At 39.1% G+C, this 17480-nt stretch carries 15 protein-coding genes; 5 read left to right on the top strand and 10 right to left on the bottom strand.

Translation table 11 applies throughout. The features are described 5' to 3' along the window. Nucleotides 1-10 precede the first annotated feature (10 nt). The 5 genes from ispG to CVT13_RS09205 all read right to left on the bottom strand — a co-directional run bounded on the left by ispG (nt 11) and on the right by CVT13_RS09205 (nt 4061). Nucleotides 11-1069, bottom strand: coding sequence for a flavodoxin-dependent (E)-4-hydroxy-3-methylbut-2-enyl-diphosphate synthase (ispG, locus tag CVT13_RS09225; RefSeq protein ID WP_107696217.1), 1059 nt, complete (start codon nt 1067-1069; stop codon nt 11-13). Nucleotides 1070-1311: 242 nt separating this feature from the next. Then, a complete protein-coding gene (locus CVT13_RS09220; protein WP_107812357.1) occupies nt 1312-3165 on the bottom strand; it encodes a primosomal protein N' in 1854 nt (617 codons plus the stop codon). Continuing rightward, nucleotides 3165-3581, bottom strand: a complete 417-nt coding sequence (locus tag CVT13_RS09215) for a type II secretion system protein (protein WP_103592913.1) — start codon at nt 3579-3581, stop codon at nt 3165-3167. Before CVT13_RS09215 ends, CVT13_RS09220 begins: the two co-directional genes overlap by 1 nt. Next, a complete protein-coding gene (locus tag CVT13_RS09210; RefSeq protein ID WP_054196819.1) occupies nt 3578-3814 on the bottom strand; it encodes a hypothetical protein in 237 nt (78 codons plus the stop codon). Before CVT13_RS09210 ends, CVT13_RS09215 begins: the two co-directional genes overlap by 4 nt. 13 nt (nt 3815-3827) lie before the next feature. Next, nucleotides 3828-4061, bottom strand: a complete 234-nt coding sequence (locus CVT13_RS09205; RefSeq protein ID WP_021091279.1) for a cell division protein ZapB — start codon at nt 4059-4061, stop codon at nt 3828-3830. Nucleotides 4062-4186: 125 nt separating this feature from the next. On the opposite strand from CVT13_RS09205, the gene uvrB reads away from it, so the two are divergent. Then, nucleotides 4187-6163 (top strand): excinuclease ABC subunit UvrB, encoded by a 1977-nt coding sequence (uvrB, locus tag CVT13_RS09200; protein WP_107812356.1) that lies wholly within the window; start codon nt 4187-4189, stop codon nt 6161-6163. Between the two features lie 613 nt (nt 6164-6776). Here the strand turns inward: uvrB and CVT13_RS09195 are convergent. The 3 genes from CVT13_RS09195 to CVT13_RS09185 all read right to left on the bottom strand — a co-directional run bounded on the left by CVT13_RS09195 (nt 6777) and on the right by CVT13_RS09185 (nt 11470). Further along, complete coding sequence (locus CVT13_RS09195) at nt 6777-8144, bottom strand: hypothetical protein (protein WP_107812355.1); 1368 nt, start codon at nt 8142-8144, stop codon at nt 6777-6779. 386 nt (nt 8145-8530) lie between these two features. Then, a complete protein-coding gene (locus tag CVT13_RS10330; protein ID WP_199907293.1) occupies nt 8531-8926 on the bottom strand; it encodes an MFS transporter in 396 nt (131 codons plus the stop codon). Next, nucleotides 8927-11470: a tryptophanyl-tRNA synthetase gene (locus tag CVT13_RS09185; protein ID WP_107812354.1), complete on the bottom strand. Its 2544-nt coding sequence runs from the start codon at nt 11468-11470 to the stop codon at nt 8927-8929. A 168-nt stretch (nt 11471-11638) separates the two neighbouring features. On the opposite strand from CVT13_RS09185, the gene groES reads away from it, so the two are divergent. The 4 genes from groES (at nt 11639) to CVT13_RS09165 (ending at nt 15375) form a co-directional block, all read left to right on the top strand. Further along, nucleotides 11639-11899, top strand: coding sequence for a co-chaperone GroES (groES, locus tag CVT13_RS09180; protein ID WP_084042162.1), 261 nt, complete (start codon nt 11639-11641; stop codon nt 11897-11899). An 8-nt stretch (nt 11900-11907) separates the two neighbouring features. Then, the gene (locus tag CVT13_RS09175; RefSeq protein WP_084042163.1) at nt 11908-12216 is read left to right on the top strand and encodes a monooxygenase; all 309 of its coding nucleotides are present in this window, start codon (nt 11908-11910) and stop codon (nt 12214-12216) included. A 22-nt stretch (nt 12217-12238) separates the two neighbouring features. Further along, complete coding sequence (groL, locus tag CVT13_RS09170; protein ID WP_107812353.1) at nt 12239-13873, top strand: chaperonin GroEL; 1635 nt, start codon at nt 12239-12241, stop codon at nt 13871-13873. Nucleotides 13874-14007: 134 nt separating this feature from the next. After that, a complete protein-coding gene (locus tag CVT13_RS09165; RefSeq protein WP_107812352.1) occupies nt 14008-15375 on the top strand; it encodes a phosphomannomutase/phosphoglucomutase in 1368 nt (455 codons plus the stop codon). 413 nt (nt 15376-15788) lie between these two features. Here the strand turns inward: CVT13_RS09165 and CVT13_RS09160 are convergent, their stop codons facing one another. Then, entirely contained in the window at nt 15789-16649 is an 861-nt protein-coding gene (locus CVT13_RS09160; RefSeq protein WP_072594383.1) for a cysteine ABC transporter substrate-binding protein, read from the bottom strand. 93 nt (nt 16650-16742) lie between these two features. Then, nucleotides 16743-17480: an amino acid ABC transporter ATP-binding protein gene (locus CVT13_RS09155; protein ID WP_107812351.1), complete on the bottom strand. Its 738-nt coding sequence runs from the start codon at nt 17478-17480 to the stop codon at nt 16743-16745.

Below are 17480 nucleotides of genomic sequence, written 5' to 3'. Positions count from 1 at the left end.
AAATTTTCCTTTAGTCTCTACTTTTTATCTCATCGTCGATCTCTTGTAAAAATCTATCCACAAGCTCGCTCTCAGGCAGTCTTGCGACCACTTCGCCGTGACGCATGATCATGCCATTGCCTTTGCCAAATGCTATGGCAACATCCGCACCTTTTGCCTCACCTATAGCATTTACCACGCAGCCCATGACTGAGACGTTTAACGGCTCTTTTATACCTTTTGTTTTTTCTTCTACGAGCTTTACTGCTGCCATGAGATCAGCTTGCAAGCGCCCGCATGTTGGGCATGAGATGATGTTTAACCCCTCTTTTTGACGGCCACTATCTTTTAAGATCGCCTTTGCGACTTTGATCTCTTCTTCAAGCTCGCCAGTTATGCTAACTCTCATCGTATCGCCGATGCCTTCAAGCAAAAGCCCACCAAGAGCGATCGCGGACTTGATAGTCGCGTGAAATATTGTACCAGCCTCAGTAACACCAAGATGAAATGGATAGTTTGTCTTTGGGCGAAGCGCTCTATAAGCTTGCATCGTGCGTTCAACGTCGCTTGATTTGAGCGAAATTTTAATGTCTGTGAAGTCAAAATCCTCAAGAAGCTTGATGTTATACATCGCACTCTCCACCATCGCCTCAACTGTGCGGCCATAGCGATCCTCAAACTGCTTTTCAAGCGAGCCAGAATTTACACCTATGCGGATAGGTAAATTTCGCTGCTTGCAGGCATCAACGACTGCTTTTATGTTTTTTGCTGAGCCGATGTTGCCCGGATTTATACGGATAGCATCAACAAATTCGCTAACAATGAGTGCGTAGGTGTGGTTAAAATGAATGTCTGCAACGACTGGAATAGGTGAGCCCGCAACTATCTGTTTTAGCGCGCTGGCGTCTTCTTTGTCAAAAACTGCGCAGCGCACGATGTCACAGCCTGCAAAATATAGCCTTTGTATCTGTTCAAGCGTGCCTTTTACGTCTTTTGTCTTTGAAAATGTCATTGATTGCACGGATATTGGCGCGTCGCCACCTATTAAAACATTGCGAATTTTTATCTGTTTTGTTGGGTATCGTTGCAAAATTTTGCCTTTAAATTTTTATTGGGGATTATAAAGAAAAATGGCTTTTAAAAGGCTTGAAAATTTATTTTTAATAGTTTATAAAAATTAGTATTTTTATTGGATGTAGTTTCTAAAATTTTACTTACTCTTTATAGCCAACTTATCAAATTCCATAATGCTTTCATAAGCATTAGGTTTCTCTATATGTCTATTTTTAAAATTTGCCATGTCTTTGTTGGATAGTTTTTAGACTAGCATTTTTAACTAAAATTGACTGGATCAATATCGATATCGCTAAGCTCGCTTTTGCAGAGGCTTGCAGCTTTTAAAAGAGGTATATGAGAGTTTGAGCGGAGTAAAATTTCATATCTAAATTTGCTTCCAAGATACTCTATCTGGCACTTTCCGTATCCTATGATCTCAAGCTCATCGCTTCTTAAAGGTTCTATTCTTTGCACAAATTCATTCATTGTATTTTTTACTATGTGTTCATCTTTATGTGAGATGATAATGCGAAGAAGCCTAGTAAATGGCGGATAAAGCTCTTTTCTATAATCTATCTCTTCTTTTAAAAATGCGTCATAATCACTGATGTAGCTCTCAAAAAATTCTCTTTGTTTGCTTTGAATGATAACTCTGCCAACCCCGTTTCTACCAGCTCTTCCGGCTACTTGCATGGCAAGAGCAAGTGTTCGTTCTCTGGCTTTATAATCAGGAAAATTTAAAAGCTCGTCAAAGCCCATGATGACAGCAAGCTCAACGTTGTGATAATCATGCCCTTTGCTTAGCATTTGCGTACCAAGCAAGATATCTATCTTGCCGTCGTTAAATTCTTTTAAAGCCTTTACGAGCTTGTTTTGAGTCGTTATCTCGTCCCTGTCAAATTTAGCGATTCTGGCGTTTGCAAACTCATTTTGCAGCCTCTCAAGTAGTTCGCTCGTACCGATCTTTTTGGCCTCTATCATCTCGCTACCGCACTGGTGACAAGTTTTCGGCACAGCCATTTTATGCTCGCAGTATTGACACTTTAGTACGTTTTGTTTTTTATAATAGCTCATACCGATACTGCAAAATGGGCACTTTAGCGTTTCACCGCAGTTTTTGCAGACTAGATATTTAAAATTTGCCCTTGTTGGCAGGCAGATGACAGCTTGCTTTTTATTTGCGAGTGTTTTTGAAATTTCATCTTTTAAAATTTCACTAATTCCAGTCTCGCTCTCGTCAAAAATGTAATTTTTTTGCGAATCAAAATATGTCCCTTTTAAGCGAAAATACTCCTGCTTGTAAAAGCTAGTAAGGCTTGGCGTGGCACTTCCAAGCACCACTTGTAGATCAAATTTACTAGTTAAAAAGAGGGCGAGATCTCTTGCGTTGTAGTGTGGCTTTGAGCCTGTATTTTTATAGCTATCGTCGTGTTCTTCGTCGATGATGATAAGTTTTAGTTTTTCAAGTGGTAAAAATAAAGCCGACCTCGCACCTGCAACGAGTCTAACTTTCCCACTTTTTATATCTTTTAAAATTTGCTCTTTTTTCTTTGACGTGATCTTTGAGTGCCAGACTGCTACTGCCTCGCCAAAGAAGTTCTCAAGGCGTTTTTGCATTTGTGGCGTGAGTGAAATTTCGGGCATTAAAAATAGCGCCTGAGTACCTGCATTTAAAATTTCTCTAATCTTAGCGATGTAAATTTCGCTTTTTCCGCTTCCAGTGTCGCCAAAGATGAGTGAAATTTTACGTTTATTTATAAAATCCAAAGCCTCTTGCTGTTTTTCGCTTAGTTTGGGTGCCACATTAAAATTTTGATTTTCAAAAATTTGATCTACTGCAATAGTGTCATTTGGTTCAAATAAATTTAGGCTGACGCCAAGCTCGCACGTGTAATATTTTGAGATAAATATTGCCAATTCGCTTTGCATTGAAGTTAGATTAATCGGTAGAATTTCTAAAATTTTACTTGTTTTAAACTCTGGTTTGCCAGTCTCTTTTATGATAAAAGCAGTAAGAATTTTGCCTCTTAAAGAAGCTTTTACGCCTTGAAATTTTTCTAGTTTTTGATCGCTTTCATAAGTTAGCGGGGCTAAATTTAGCCCATAAAATGCGAGTATGTAATAATGCATTACTGAAGTGATTTGCAAATTTCATTTTCATCGCTGCAACCAAAATCACCAGTATTTTTGTCGTATTTGAAATTTGCTACTTTGCCATCTAGCCTAAATGTATATTTGTCATCGCTTATTCTGTGCCAGCCATTTTTGCTACCGCTATCTTTTATCGGTATGTTTATAACATTTTTAAAGAGTTTGCTTGGATCGCCATCGTCTAGCTTTTGTGGAAATTCTGGCTTTGCTTGCAAGATATTGTCATTGTATTTTAGTGAAATTCCGCTTCTTATAGCGGCAAGTTGAGTTTTTGCATTTGAGACGGTAGCATCACTTCTAGAAAAAAATAGCCTAGGTATAGCGACTGTGCTTAAAATACCTAGTATAACTACTATAAATATTAGCTCAAGCAAGGTGTAAGCTCGTCTTTTCATCTCTCTTCTCGCTTTAATATCTCATCAACGTTGCCAGTTAAATTTTTTACCGCCTTTATCACAGCATAATTTTCATAACATTTTTCTATAAAGGCGTTTAAAAGCTCTTTTGGCTCGATGAATTGGCGTCCGCCCATTAAATTTTGCCAGTCATCTTCAAAGAATTTAGCAAAATCATCATCAAGCGTGATCGTGTAGTCGCGAGATGATATCGTGAGCGTGATTTTTTTCATATTTTAGCCAAGCTTATCTGCCAAGGACAGCTTCGATTTTTCTCATTACATCGTCAGCTTCGGTATTTTTCTTGTCAAGATCCTCTTCTAAACGCATGATTTGATTGCTTTTTGCCTCATTTTGTGCTTTTAAAGTTACGATCTCATTACGCAACTCTTCGTTCGTTTTGCAAAGTTCGTCATATTTTGTGATCAGGTCATTTACTTTATCGCTTAGTGTGGTTAAGATCGCATTATCTTCAAACATAAAAGTTCCTTTAAAATAATAATTAGGCTCGTATTCTAACACGCAGAGGCTAAATTCTTATTAAAATTCTCATTTGACAAAGCACTATCTTTGCTATAAAATTCACCCAAATTTAAAGGCAATCAATGAGTAAATTTGAAATTTCATCTAAATTTAGCCCAAGCAGCGACCAAGCAAGAGCGATAAAAGAGATAGTAAAAAGCATAAAATCAGGCAATAAATACCAAACTCTTCTAGGCGTGACAGGATCTGGCAAGACTTTTACCATGGCAAATGTCATACGTGAGCTAAACATGCCAACGCTTATAATGACGCATAACAAATCCTTAGCTGCGCAGCTTTATAGCGAATTTAAGGGCTTTTTCCCAAAAAATCACGTCGAGTACTTCATAAGCTACTACGACTACTACCAGCCAGAGGCCTACATCCCAAGAAGTGACCTATATATAGAAAAGGATAGCTCGGTAAATGAGGAGCTTGAGCGCCTGCGCCTCTCTGCGACGGCTAGTTTACTAAGCTTTGATGATGTGATCTGCGTGGCTTCAGTCTCTGCAAACTACGGACTTGGTAACCCAAGCGAGTATAAGGGGATGGTGGCATATCTTAGCGTGGGTGAAAAGATAAGCCAAAGAAAGCTTTTAGAGCAGCTTGTGGATATGGGCTATAAGCGCAACGACAACTACTTTGACAGGGGGGATTTTCGTGTAAATGGCGATGTGGTTGATATTTATCCAGCGTATTACAACGACGAAGCCCTAAGGGTTGAGTTTTTTGGCGATGAGATCGATACGATGTATCATTTTGACGTGCTTGATAATAAACGGCTCAAAGACATTTCTAAATTTACGCTTTATGCGACCAGCCAGTTCATCGTGGGCGCTGATAGGCTAAAGATCGCTATGAAAGAGATCGAAGAGGAGCTTGATATTCGTTTAAAAGAGTTTAACGAGCAGGGCAAGCTAGTAGAGGCGCAGAGGCTAAAGCAAAGGGTGGAGTTTGACCTTGAGATGATGGCAAGTACGGGTATGTGCAAAGGCATCGAAAACTACGCACGCCACCTAACTGGTCAAAAGCCCGGAGAGACGCCGTACTCGATGTTTGACTACTTTGAGATAAGCGGCAAAGACTATCTTGTTATCGTCGATGAGAGTCATGTGAGTTTGCCGCAGTTTAGGGGTATGTACGCAGGCGATAGGAGCCGTAAAGAGGTGCTTGTGGAGTATGGGTTTCGCTTACCATCAGCGCTTGATAACAGGCCGCTTAAATTTGATGAATTTATAAGCAAAAAGGCGAAATTTCTCTTTGTCTCAGCCACGCCAAACGAATACGAGCTTGGCATCAGCCAGGGGCATGTCTATGAGCAAATTTTGCGTCCTACTGGACTGCTTGATCCTTTGATCGAGATAAAAGATAGTGACAATCAAGTCGAGGCACTATTTGACGAGGCAAAGGCAGTGATCGCTAGAGGTGAGCGCGTGCTGGTTACGGTGCTAACTAAAAAGATGGCCGAGGAGCTAAGCCGCTACTACATCGAGCTTGGCGTCAAGGTCAAGTATATGCACTCAGACATCGACGCAATCGAGCGAAATGAGATCATTAGGGGGCTTAGAAGCGGCGAATTTGACATGCTAATAGGCATAAATTTACTCCGTGAGGGACTTGACCTGCCTGAAGTGAGCCTGATAGCGATCATGGACGCCGATAAAGAGGGCTTTTTGCGCTCGACCACAAGCCTTATACAGACGATGGGGCGCGCGGCTAGAAATGTAAATGGCAAGGTGCTAATGTTTGCCAAAAAGATCACGCACTCGATGAAAGAGGCGATCGATACGACAACAGCTAGGCGTAAATTTCAAGATGAGTACAACAAAGCTCACGGCATCACGCCGCACTCTGCAAGCAGGAATATCGAAGAGAGCTTGCACGTCGAAGATGATGGTGAAATTTATAAACGTGGTAAAAATTTAGAGAAGATGCCAGCTAGCGAGCGAGCTGCGATCGTAAAAGAGCTAAGAAAGCAGATGCTTGAAGCGGCGGCACAGCTGGAGTTTGAGAAGGCGGCGGCGCTGAGAGATGAAATAGCAAAGATGAGAAAATTATAAAAAAGACAAGCCCTTTTTATTTTATACTGCGTTGGATATCGCTTCAAACTTCGGTCACGTATCATATATACGCTCCCTTGTTTTTGCTCATCCGCCTTGTCTAAAACAAAAAATTTCTTGTCTTTGGCGATTTGTCTTTTTCTGCTATACGTCGTTGAAATTTTACTCTACTTCATGTATACTCCTTTGTATCATAAAATTTCGCCTCGTCTCCTCGTAGCGAAGTCTCGTTGCAAGCAAGACGAAGCAAGCAAAAAATACTGTATCTTAGAGTTTAAAAATTACCAAACAAAACAAAAAAATCTTGTCTTGGTAGTTTAAATTTTACGAGCTGAACTTATATGTTCTATCTTCGGTCGAAAATTTCTTCGTAGCATTTAAAATCATCACAAGATGCTTTGCCTTGATGATTCAGTAGTCAAAATTTAAATTTTATGTGTCTAGTCTGCACAAATTTTAAACTGCGCAACATTTAAATCTATCACAAAATATTACCGCTTTTGAGCCCATTCGTATCGTAAATTTTACCTCGTCTCCTCATAGCGAAACTAAAGACAAAAAAATCATCTTGTCTTTAGCTGTTTAAACTATAAATTTATCGCCAGATGCCGTTTTATGATCTATCCTGTTCTCTTGTATCTTTTTTCACGCTATACCAAGCAATTAATAAAAAGAAAAACTCTGCTATATTAAAAAGGTCTATGTTTTTGGTTAAAAGGCCTATAAAGTCTGGTCTACCTGGAAATAGTAGTGCTAAAAGTATGACCGAACTTATCGCAAACAATATAAAATTTATCCAAAATAGCCTACTTTTAGTTGCGCTCACTAATCTTGTTGTAAATAAAAATAAAAATACTGTAGCTAACAAATGAGCAAATACTCCAATGTATAAGATTGTATTGGCACTAGAAACTAAAGATTTAATTGAGGCATTGTGCGTACCAAAGATATTTAAAAAATTATAATTGTAAGCATATATATACATGTAGTCAGTTGTTGCTTTTGCTATTGTAAATATCACAAAAAGGATAGAGAAAAATAAGAAATTTGTATGTAGTCTTATCTCATTTAACGTATGTGCTATCTGCTTAACGGCAGAGTAAATAGCCACTAATACTACCAAGTAAGTAAGAGGCTTTATAAATATTATTGGTCGAAGCGACATTCTTTCTTGATGTGCTAACAAATATTCAAAAAATATATAGTAAAAAAAAGTTGCAACAAGGCCAAATAAACAAGCTGTCGCGGCTAATTGGCTTGAAGATTTGATAGTAGCCACATTTAAAATCCCGCCTTCGCTAGTTGCTTGGATTTCGTCACTACTTACTTGTGTCTTTAGTCGCCACCATGCGATTAAAGCAAGAAAGAAAGCTCCAATGTCAATATAATCATAAATTTTATGATCAATTTTAATAAAGTAGCTTGCTATATGAGATGCGCCAAATAATGCATAAGTCCAAAACATTTTTTCTTTTGTTGTTTTTATTAATTTTGCGATAGATATAAATAAAAATAGTGATGCTGTTACGAATAATACTCTCAATAAATAGCTACGATAAATAAATAGCTGTTTAAATAGGTCATGATTATACATGATCTCTTCGTCGCTATAAAAATGATTCAATATCGTAAAGATAAAATCATCATTGTTAAAATTTCTTTCTCCTAGATACATAACAATTTTAAAAGTCAAAAGAGTTAAAATCACATATATCAAAATGAAAATAGTAAAAATTTTAAAATATGTTCTTAGTTTTGAGGAATTATAAACAGAACATATCAATGAAATGGCAAAAAATAAAAGTAGCCAACTGATAGAGTCGCAGCATGCTTTGAGGATAAGGCTGAAATCACGATCAAGGGTTTTGTAAAGTCCTGAAACGAAAACTAGATACTTAAATATCGCCACGATACAAGATATAATCCCCAACTCTCTGGCGCTTTTTAACATATATTTTTTTTCTTGTTGTAACTGTTCCAAATTTGTTCCTTAAATTAAATTAGTTATTTTATTGTAATTAGTCTAAAAAATATTTAAATATTTTAAATCAGGTTAATTTATTTTAATTTGGTATTTATTTATCTCGTGACTGGCCTTAAAAAGTAGCTAGAAACCGCTCAGATAAGCGATTCTATGGCGATAAAGTAAAATGAGTGCATTAGGCTAAAGATGTCAGCGATCTTACCGATGACCGTTGCGAATATGCCACCGATCGTTATACTAAGGCCAAGCGTTACGCCGGAGGCTAGGGCGATTTGATTTGGTTATAAAGACTAGCGTCCCTTTTAGGCCAAAATTTCCCACAAAAACGGCGACTAAAATGGGCCCAACCGCGAAGCCCACGTTGCCACCAAATGAAAATATACTTATACTTTGGCTCTATTTTTAGCGTTTGAGGCGTAGTTTACGATCCTTGCGGCACTTGGGTGAAAGAGCGCGGCGCCGATACCGCTTATCATTACACAAACTAAAATGAGGTAGTAGTTTGTGACAAAGCCGGTAAGGCTCATGCCACCGCCAGCAAGCAGTAGCCCAAGTGGGATGACGTAGGGCAGCTCTTTTTTGTCGCTTAGGCGGCCGATAAGTGGTTGGATGAGCGAGCTTACTAAATTTGTGGCGGTCATGAGTGAGGCGGCTGTTGCGTAGTCGTAGTGGTAGCTCGCGATGAAAAAGGGCAGCATCGTACCAAGCGCGCTTTGGTTTATGTCGCTACAAAAGTGCCCAAGCCCCATTAGATACTTTAAATTTTCCGCCTTTTTCATCTAAAATAGCCCTTTTAAAAGCCCCTTTAAATTTTGCTTTTCGCCGTTTGTGCCTTCATCATCTTTGCCAAGCTTTTTATCTAAAAATCTACCTATCTCTTTTTTGACCTTATTTTCGAGATATTGCGATCTGACGTCGTATCTTAGCTTGTCTGTCGTGCCTGAAATTTTCGCGTTTAGATCGGTCTTCTCGAGCCTGCAAACAAGCGGCGCGTTAAGTATTTTTGTCGCAGTATTGTAAGTGCCGCCTGCAACTTTTATATCGCTTTTTGGAGAGCTTAAATTTACGTTGAAAACGACATTATCGCCCTTTATATCGCCGTAAATTTTGCCGTCTTTGTAGATCTCTTTTGTGATATCCTTGCCAGTAAATATCTGGATGTTGTTTGTGAGATTTGTGCTGGCTAGGTGACCCTCTTTTAGCAAGATGTCAAATTTACCGACCTTTTGCTTTGTCTCGTAGTCAAATTTAGCATCGCCGTTGCCGTCATATAGATGATCCAGTCCCAAAGTCTGCGTTAGCCCTTTGACTTCGAAATTTTTTAGCACCGTATCAAGCACGCCAGCTTTGTAGTTTGCCTCTAGTTTGCCCTTAAATAGATCATCTGAAGTGGCTTTTACTACAAGGTCGTCCACTTTGCCATTTGCTGTTATGAGGGCTGCAAATTTACCGTGAAGCTCGTGACCAGCTAAAAATGCAAGCTTGTTTAGCTCTGAAACTACCGCTTGAAGTTTTAAGTTTAGCGTGCTTTTGCTAAGATCAAAGCTGCCATCTATGCCCTTTATATCAGCAAGCGAGCTAAGAAAGTCGCCACTAAATTTTGCCATTTCGCCTTTATAGTCTAGGCTCAAATTTGAGCTAAATTTCTTGTTTTCAGGGAATTTTTTATCAAGCATTTTGCTAAGCGCTGCGGCGTTAAATTTGCCATCATTTAAAGCGATCGTTGCGGTGACGCTTGGGCTTTTACTAAAGATATTTTGCCCCTTTGCCTGGACATTTGTCTTAGCGTTTGCTAGCCTGTCGTTACCACTAAGCGCCAAGATCTCTCCTAGCTGCGCCTCTTTTAGGTTAAGATCAAGATTTTCATTTTTTATGGTGGCGTTTAGCTTGCCAGCAAAGGCATCGCCACCTAAATTTAGCTCATCTATCTTGCTATCTTTGACTTTCACATCGCCAGCAAGCGCCATCTTTGAGCCTACCTCAAAGCCGCTAACCGCTTTAAATTTCTCAGGGTCGCTAATGAGCAGGGCAAATTTGCTAAAAATTTGGCTATTTTTTAGGTCAAAAACGCCCTTTACATCCTTTAGCTCGCCAAGGTCGCTAAGCACATTTGCGTCAAAATTTACAAGCTCACCTTTTGCTGTGGCGCCGCCTTTTAGCTCAAATTTTGCCGCATTTTTAAGCTTTGCAAGACCATTATTTATAAGACCGTTTTTTATCTCAAATTTAGCCTCGCCTGCAAGCTTTTTTAGATCATCAAAGCCGCTAAAATTTGCGTTTAAATTTATCTGCCCGTCTGCGTAGCTAGGCTGCAAGGCAAGTGCTAGAAGCTCTTTTAGCTTTATGCTGGCCGCATTTAGGGCTAAGTTTTTGCTATCAAAATTTGCATTTATCTTGCCGCCAAGGCCGTTTATCTCAGCTTTTAGGTTTTGAAGGGCATTTTCTTGCATTGTAATTTCGCCGTTTACATCCACAGCGCCGCTTAGCTGTTGCCCAAAAAGCTTACCAAAAAGGGCAAGATCAGGCACGTTTAGCAAAAAGTCGCTCTTTAAATTTTTGCTAGCTAGATCATAAGTCGTCTCATTTGCTTTTAAAGTGGCTTCAGGCGCAATGATAAGGGTTTTTGCGCTCACTTTTTCATTTGCAAATTTAGCATTTACTCCGCCTTTAAAGTTTATATCTTTTGCTAAATTTAGCCCAAATTCGTTTTTAAGAATTTCTTTGTTTATCGCTGCATCGCTTGCTAAAATTTGAGCGTTAATGATCGGCTCATTTTTCTCATCAACCCCCTGCATGTTGCTCGTTAGATCAAGCTTGCCACTAGCTAAATTTGGCTTTTGTGTAAGGGCTGATATCTCAGAAAGCTCGATATTTTTAGCATCAAGATTTAGAGCTTTTGGCAGATAGTCTTTTAAATTTGCATTTAAATTTATGTTTGAACCAAGTGCCGTGCCAGCTGCCACTAGCTTGAAGTCGCTAAATTTACCAGCTACGTTTGCTTTAAGCGCGACATCTTTTTTTAATCCAAGCTCGCTAGCCTTTGCCTTGTCGGCGTTTATGTCTATGTTCAAATTCATGTTTTGAGCAAGCAAGGAGAAGCCGCCATTTGCCTTTAAATTTATGGCGCTCATCACGGTCGCTTCTAAATTTAGCGTGCTAAGCCCAAGGTTAAAATCTTTAAATTTCACATCGATACCACGAGCGAGCGCCTCTTTTTCTATTTTGTTGGCTATAAATTTATTACCAAAAGAGCTAAAGATAAAGCCAAAAATGCAAAGGATTATCAGTGCCAAAGCCACTACTAAATAGGCTATTTTTTTCATAAATTTCCTTTATATTAGTTTTACATATCATAAAACTTTAGTGTAAGTGACTAAAGTTTTAATAAAATTTAACTATAAATTATTGACTTTTTTAGAAAAAAGTGCTAGGATTTCATCACTCAAAAATAAAGAGTGCTAAAAAAGACAATTAAACCAAAAGGATGAACAATGAACTTTCAACCATTAGGCAAGCGTGTTCTAGTCGAACGCGTAGAGGAGACAAAGACCACAGCTTCGGGCATTATTATACCTGATAACGCAAAAGAAAAACCTTTAAGCGGCGAGGTAAAAGCAGTCGGGGCTGAAGTAGAGGGCATAAAAGTTGGTGATAAAGTTGTATTTGCAAAATACGGTGGCACTGAGATAAATTTAGATGATAAAACATATCTTGTTTTAAACATCGACGATGTTTTAGGCGTTTTAAAATAAGGCTGCAGATGGCTGCAATTATGTATGTTGATTTTCCGCAAGAAGGTCTTTTTGGAGACGAGATGTCAAAAGCTTTTGAGGATTTGGCTAAAAGCATCAACCAAGAACCCGGTATGATATGGAAAATTTGGACTGAGAACAAACAAACAAAAGAAGCCGGCGGAATTTATCTTTTTGACAATAAGGAGAATGCGGAAAAATATCTGAAAATGCACAGTGAAAGACTAGCTAAAAACGGCTATTCAAATATTCGCGGCAAAATTTTTGATATTAATATGCCTTTGTCAATGATAAATAAGGCTGATTTTTTAAAATAAATTGAAATTGAAAGGAAATGCAATGGCAAAAGAAATTTTTTACTCTGATGATGCAAGAAACCGCCTATACGAGGGCGTAAAAAAACTAAATGACGCTGTAAAAGTGACAATGGGACCAAGAGGCAGAAATGTCCTTGTCCAAAAGAGCTTTGGCGCGCCAAACATCACAAAAGACGGCGTTAGTGTGGCTAAAGAAGTTGAGCTAAAAGATACTATCGAAAACATGGGTGCAAGCCTAGTTAGAGAAGTAGCAAGCAAGACAAACGACCAAGCAGGTGATGGCACTACAACAGCGACTGTGTTAGCTCACGCGATATTTAAAGAGGGTCTTAGAAACGTAACTGCTGGCGCGAATCCTATCGAAGTAAAACGTGGTATGGATAAAGAAGTAGCAGCTCTTATAGATGCACTAAAAAACATCTCTAAAAAAGTTTCCGGCTCAAAAGAGATCGCTCAGATCGCTACTATCTCTGCAAACTCAGACGAAAGTATCGGCAAACTTATCGCTGATGCGATGGAAAAAGTCGGCAAAGATGGCGTCATAACAGTAGAAGAGGCAAAGTCTATCCAAGACGAGCTAAGCGTTGTTGAGGGTATGCAGTTTGACCGCGGATACCTAAGCCCATACTTCATCACAAACCCTGAAAAGATGCAAGTAGAGCTAAGCAATCCATTCATATTGCTATTTGACAAGAAGATCACAAATTTAAAAGATCTACTCCCTGTGCTTGAGCAAGTACAAAAGAGTGGCAAACCACTTCTAATCATCGCTGAAGATATCGAAGGCGAGGCACTTGCAACGCTTGTTGTAAATAAACTTCGTGGCGTGCTAAACATCTCAGCCGTAAAAGCTCCTGGCTTTGGTGATAGAAGAAAAGCGATGCTTGAAGATATCGCTATCTTAACAGGTGGCGAAGTCATTAGCGAAGAGCTAGGTAGAACACTTGAGAGCGCTACTATAAATGACCTTGGACAAGCTTCAAGCGTAGTTATAGACAAAGATAACACAACTATCGTAAATGGTGCGGGCGAGAAGTCAGCGATCGACGCTAGAATAACTCAGATCAAAGCGCAAATCGCTGAGACAACAAGTGACTATGACAAAGAAAAACTTCAAGAGCGTCTTGCAAAACTAAGCGGTGGCGTGGCAGTTATCAAAGTAGGTGCTGCGACTGAAACTGAGATGAAAGAGAAAAAAGACCGTGTAGATGACGCTCTAAGCGCTACTCGTGCAGCTGTTGAAGAGGGTATCGTAGTAGGTGGCGGTTCAGCTCTTATCCTTGCTTCAAAGAGTGTAAATCTAAATTTACAAGGTGATGAGGCAATCGGCGCTGAGATCGTTAGAAGAGCGCTTCGTGCTCCACTTCGCCAAATCGCTGAGAACGCTGGCTTTGACGCAGGCGTAGTAGCAAATGCAGTTGAGACAAGCAAAGATGCAAATTTTGGCTTTAATGCTGCAACTGGCGAATATGTAAATATGTTTGAAGCCGGTATCATCGATCCAGTTAAAGTTGAGAGAGTCGCGCTTCAAAACGCTGTTAGTGTGGCTAGCTTGCTACTAACGACTGAGGCAACTATCAGTGAAATAAAAGAAGAAAAAGCAATGCCTGCAATGCCTGACATGGGCGGAATGGGCGGTATGGGCGGCATGATGTAGCAGCCCTTTTCGAGCTAGAGCTTTCTGGCTCGAATTTATACTTAAACTTTAACCTCACTAAATTTATAAAATTATTTTACTCCTTTTTAAATTTATTCTTGTATTATTTTGCTTTCTTTCAGGGAGAATTTACAATGAAATATGATGAAATTTTTAGAGAATACGATATCCGTGGCATTTTTGAAAAAGACTTGACAGAAGATAGCGTCAAGGCTATAGGGCTTGCTTTGGGTAAGAAATTTAATGAATTTGGCGTAAAAACTTTAAGCGTTGGCTTTGACGCAAGACTTAGTGCTAGCACGCTTTTTAGGTATCTACTAAGTGGTCTAAACAAGGCTGGTGGCTTTAAAATTTATAACATCGGCTTGCTACCAACTCCTGTTGGCTACTTTAGCGTTTATGCTGATTATTTTGACGCAAATATCATGATCACTGGCTCTCACAACCCAAAAGAGTACAACGGCTTTAAGATCACTATCAAAAAAGATAGTTTTTTTGGTAAAGATCTGCAAATTTTAAAAGACAAGGTTAATGAGATAATCGCCTCTGGTGAGCAGATCATAGACGATGAGAGCTGTGAGAAATTTAATATCTTAGAAAAATACGTTGAGTTTTTTGTAAAAGAATTTAGTGAGCTTAAAAATTTCAAAAAGCCCTTTGTCATCGACTGTGCAAATGGCGCTGTTGGTGTGAGCTTGGTGCCGATCGTCAAAGCACTTGGGCTAAATGCGAAAATTTTATATGAAGATCCAGACGGAAATTTCCCAAATCACCATCCAGATCCAAGCGAAAAAGAGAATTTAAAAGAGCTGTTTTCACTCATTGAAAAAAAAGAATTTGACCTTGGATTTGGCTTTGACGGAGACGGCGACAGGATCGCGGTTATAACGCCAAAAAGAGATATAAAAGGCGATGAACTAGCATATCTTTATGCTCTAAATATGAAACATCCAAAGGTGCTTGGCGAGGTAAAATGCTCACAAAATATGTATGATGAGATCGCCAAGATCGGTGAAGTATTTATGGGAAAAACAGGACACAGCAATATAAAAAAGATGATGAAAGAGCTAAATGTAGATCTTGCGGCTGAAGTGAGTGGTCATATCTTTTTTAAAGAGCGCTATTTTGGCTTTGACGATGCGCTTTACGCGATGATGAGGGTGCTTGAGCTAGTTCACAAGGGCTTTGACCTTGATGGCGAGCTTGATAAGATGCCACTTGTCTTTAGCACCGATGAGATCAAGGTAAAGACGACTGATGAGGCTAAATTTAAGATAGTTGCCAAGCTAAAAGATTGTGTGAAAAATGAGAGTTGCGACCTACCAAAGATAAAAAATATCATTGATATTGATGGTATAAGGATTCAGTTTGAAAATGGCTGGGCGCTGGTACGCGCGTCAAATACAACGCCAGTTATTGTTACTAGATTTGAGGCAAAGAGCAAGGAATTTTTAGAAGAGATCGAGCAAAAAGTAACAAATCTACTAAAGAGCTTAATGTAGCTTGCAAAGGCATTTTGGGCTAAATTTACTCCAAAATGCCTTTTAGAATTTTATTTAAATATTTAAAAACTAAGTTGTATCTTTCTCGCCTAGCTTTCGTGGGTTTCTTTTTTTGTGGGCTCTATATACATATTATCTAGAATTTAAATTTATAAAATACATGCGCCTTAGCCTTTTTAAATGTTCATGCGGATAATGCAATTTAAATCCACAAGTAGCCTATCTATTGTTGGCATTCTTTTTTAAAAATAGCTCATTATTACAAGGAGCTCGCCTACTAGCTTGCTGCTCAGATACATAATACTGTCTATCATGGATTTTATGCAGTGTAACCTGCAGGTAAAAACTTCACAAGCGTATTCATTAAATTTAAAAGATAGAGAGATGGCGTAAAAATTTACGCCATTAAATTTTTAGAGTTTGCCGCCTTCGACGACAAGTGATTCTGGATTGACACTATCACCATAGATCGGTTTTAGTGTAGCATCATAGTCTTTATGGAAGAAATTTTCTTTTCCAAGCTCAATGATCTCATTGTTTAGCCAGTCAAGTAAAACTTTGTTACCTTTTTTAACAGCTGGTGCTATCACATCCACATCACCAAGTGCTTCAACGCCTACAACAAAGCCAGGAGTCTCTTTTGCCCAGGCAAAAAGTAGGGCGTTATCATGTGCTAGTGCGGCACCTCTTTTGTCAACCAAAGCTGCAAATGTCTCAGTATTTTGGTCGTATTTTGCAAGCTTAATGTCAGGATAATTTTTTGTAAAAAAAGCGTCTGCGGTTGTGCCCTTATTTACGATTAGGGTTTTATCTTTTAGCTCATCGATGCTCTTTATCACTGCACCTTCAGGGCTTACGATGCCAAGTGAAACCTTCATGTATGGAAGTGCAAAATCAACAACTTGTGCACGCTCAGGTGTTTTTGTAAAATTTGCAAGCGTGATATCTACTTTATCAGCTACTAAAACTTCAACTCTACCAGCAGCCTCGACTAGCTCAAATTTTACCTTGCTCTCATCGCCTAGTAGGTCTTTTGCGATACGTTTTGCAAAGTAAATATCATAGCCTTGGTTTTTGCCGTCTTTATCGACATAGCCAAATGGTGGTTTGTCGCTGAAAACGCCAATTCTTACAAATCCACGCTCTTTGATCTTTGCGATCGCATCAGCTTCGTTTGAAGCAGCTTTTGCCGTGTCGGCACCTTTGTCATTACCACAACCCGTTAGAAAGACGGTAGCGATTAATGCTAATAAGAAAAATTTAAATTTTCTCACTCTTTCTCCTTGTAAAAAAGTTAAATAAATAAGAGCGTTAAAATTTCGCTCTAAACGCATTTTGAAAAAACGGCAAATTATCTCTTATTTTTTCTAAAACGAGAATAAATTTAGAAATTTCTTCGCGCGATCGCTCTTTGGGTTGGTAAAAAATTCCTCTGGCTCGCTGATCTCCACGATCGCCCCAGCGTCCATAAATACGATCTTGTTTGCAACTGCTCTTGCAAAGCTCATCTCGTGGGTGACTATTAGCATCGTCATGCCATCTTTGGCTAAATTTAGTATCACATCAAGCACTTCTCTAACGATCTCAGGGTCAAGCGCAGCCGTAACCTCGTCAAATAGCATAATTTCAGGGTTTAAACAAAGGCTTCTTACTATTGCTATACGCTGCTTTTGACCGCCACTTAACTCCTTTGGGTAGGCAAATTTCTTATCAAGAAGTCCAACCTTGCTTAACCACATATCAGCGGTTTTTTCAGCCTCGGCCCTATCTCTTTTTTGCACCTTTAAAGGCCCAAGAAGGACGTTGTCTATGACGTTCATATGATCAAAGAGCTCGTAGCTTTGAAAGACCATGCCGACTTTTTGGCGGATCCTTTGCCAATCATTAAATTTAGCATCTATCACTTCACCATCGATTATTATCTCGCCACTTGCGATACTCTCAAGGCCGTTTATACATCTAAGAGTTGTGCTTTTGCCGCAGCCCGATGGCCCAAGAAGCACGACCACTTCACCGCTTTTTACCTCTAAATTTATATCCTTTAAGGCGTGAAGCTCTCCATAAAATTTGTTTATTTTTTTAAGTTCTAATATGTTTTTACTCAT

This window comes from Campylobacter concisus (assembly GCF_003049085.1).
In the GTDB taxonomy this organism is placed as follows: Bacteria; Campylobacterota; Campylobacteria; order Campylobacterales; family Campylobacteraceae; genus Campylobacter_A; species Campylobacter_A concisus_H.
The sequence above is the reverse complement of the archived record's forward strand: the minus strand, read 5'-3'. Positions and strand labels throughout refer to the sequence as shown.

What these genes read in the sequence shown, in the direction of transcription:
- CVT13_RS09220 (WP_107812357.1), bottom strand. Translation starts at nt 3,165, where the DNA reads ATGCATTATTACATACTCGCATTTTATGGGCTAAATTTAGCCCCGCTA.
- CVT13_RS09215 (WP_103592913.1), bottom strand. Translation starts at nt 3,581, where the DNA reads ATGAAAAGACGAGCTTACACCTTGCTTGAGCTAATATTTATAGTAGTT.
- CVT13_RS09210 (WP_054196819.1), bottom strand. Translation starts at nt 3,814, where the DNA reads ATGAAAAAAATCACGCTCACGATATCATCTCGCGACTACACGATCACG.
- CVT13_RS09205 (WP_021091279.1), bottom strand. Translation starts at nt 4,061, where the DNA reads ATGTTTGAAGATAATGCGATCTTAACCACACTAAGCGATAAAGTAAAT.
- uvrB (WP_107812356.1), top strand. Translation starts at nt 4,187, where the DNA reads ATGAGTAAATTTGAAATTTCATCTAAATTTAGCCCAAGCAGCGACCAA.
- CVT13_RS10330 (WP_199907293.1), bottom strand. Translation starts at nt 8,926, where the DNA reads ATGAAAAAGGCGGAAAATTTAAAGTATCTAATGGGGCTTGGGCACTTT.
- CVT13_RS09185 (WP_107812354.1), bottom strand. Translation starts at nt 11,470, where the DNA reads ATGAAAAAAATAGCCTATTTAGTAGTGGCTTTGGCACTGATAATCCTT.
- groES (WP_084042162.1), top strand. Translation starts at nt 11,639, where the DNA reads ATGAACTTTCAACCATTAGGCAAGCGTGTTCTAGTCGAACGCGTAGAG.
- CVT13_RS09175 (WP_084042163.1), top strand. Translation starts at nt 11,908, where the DNA reads ATGGCTGCAATTATGTATGTTGATTTTCCGCAAGAAGGTCTTTTTGGA.
- groL (WP_107812353.1), top strand. Translation starts at nt 12,239, where the DNA reads ATGGCAAAAGAAATTTTTTACTCTGATGATGCAAGAAACCGCCTATAC.
- CVT13_RS09165 (WP_107812352.1), top strand. Translation starts at nt 14,008, where the DNA reads ATGAAATATGATGAAATTTTTAGAGAATACGATATCCGTGGCATTTTT.
- CVT13_RS09155 (WP_107812351.1), bottom strand. Translation starts at nt 17,480, where the DNA reads ATGAGTAAAAACATATTAGAACTTAAAAAAATAAACAAATTTTATGGA.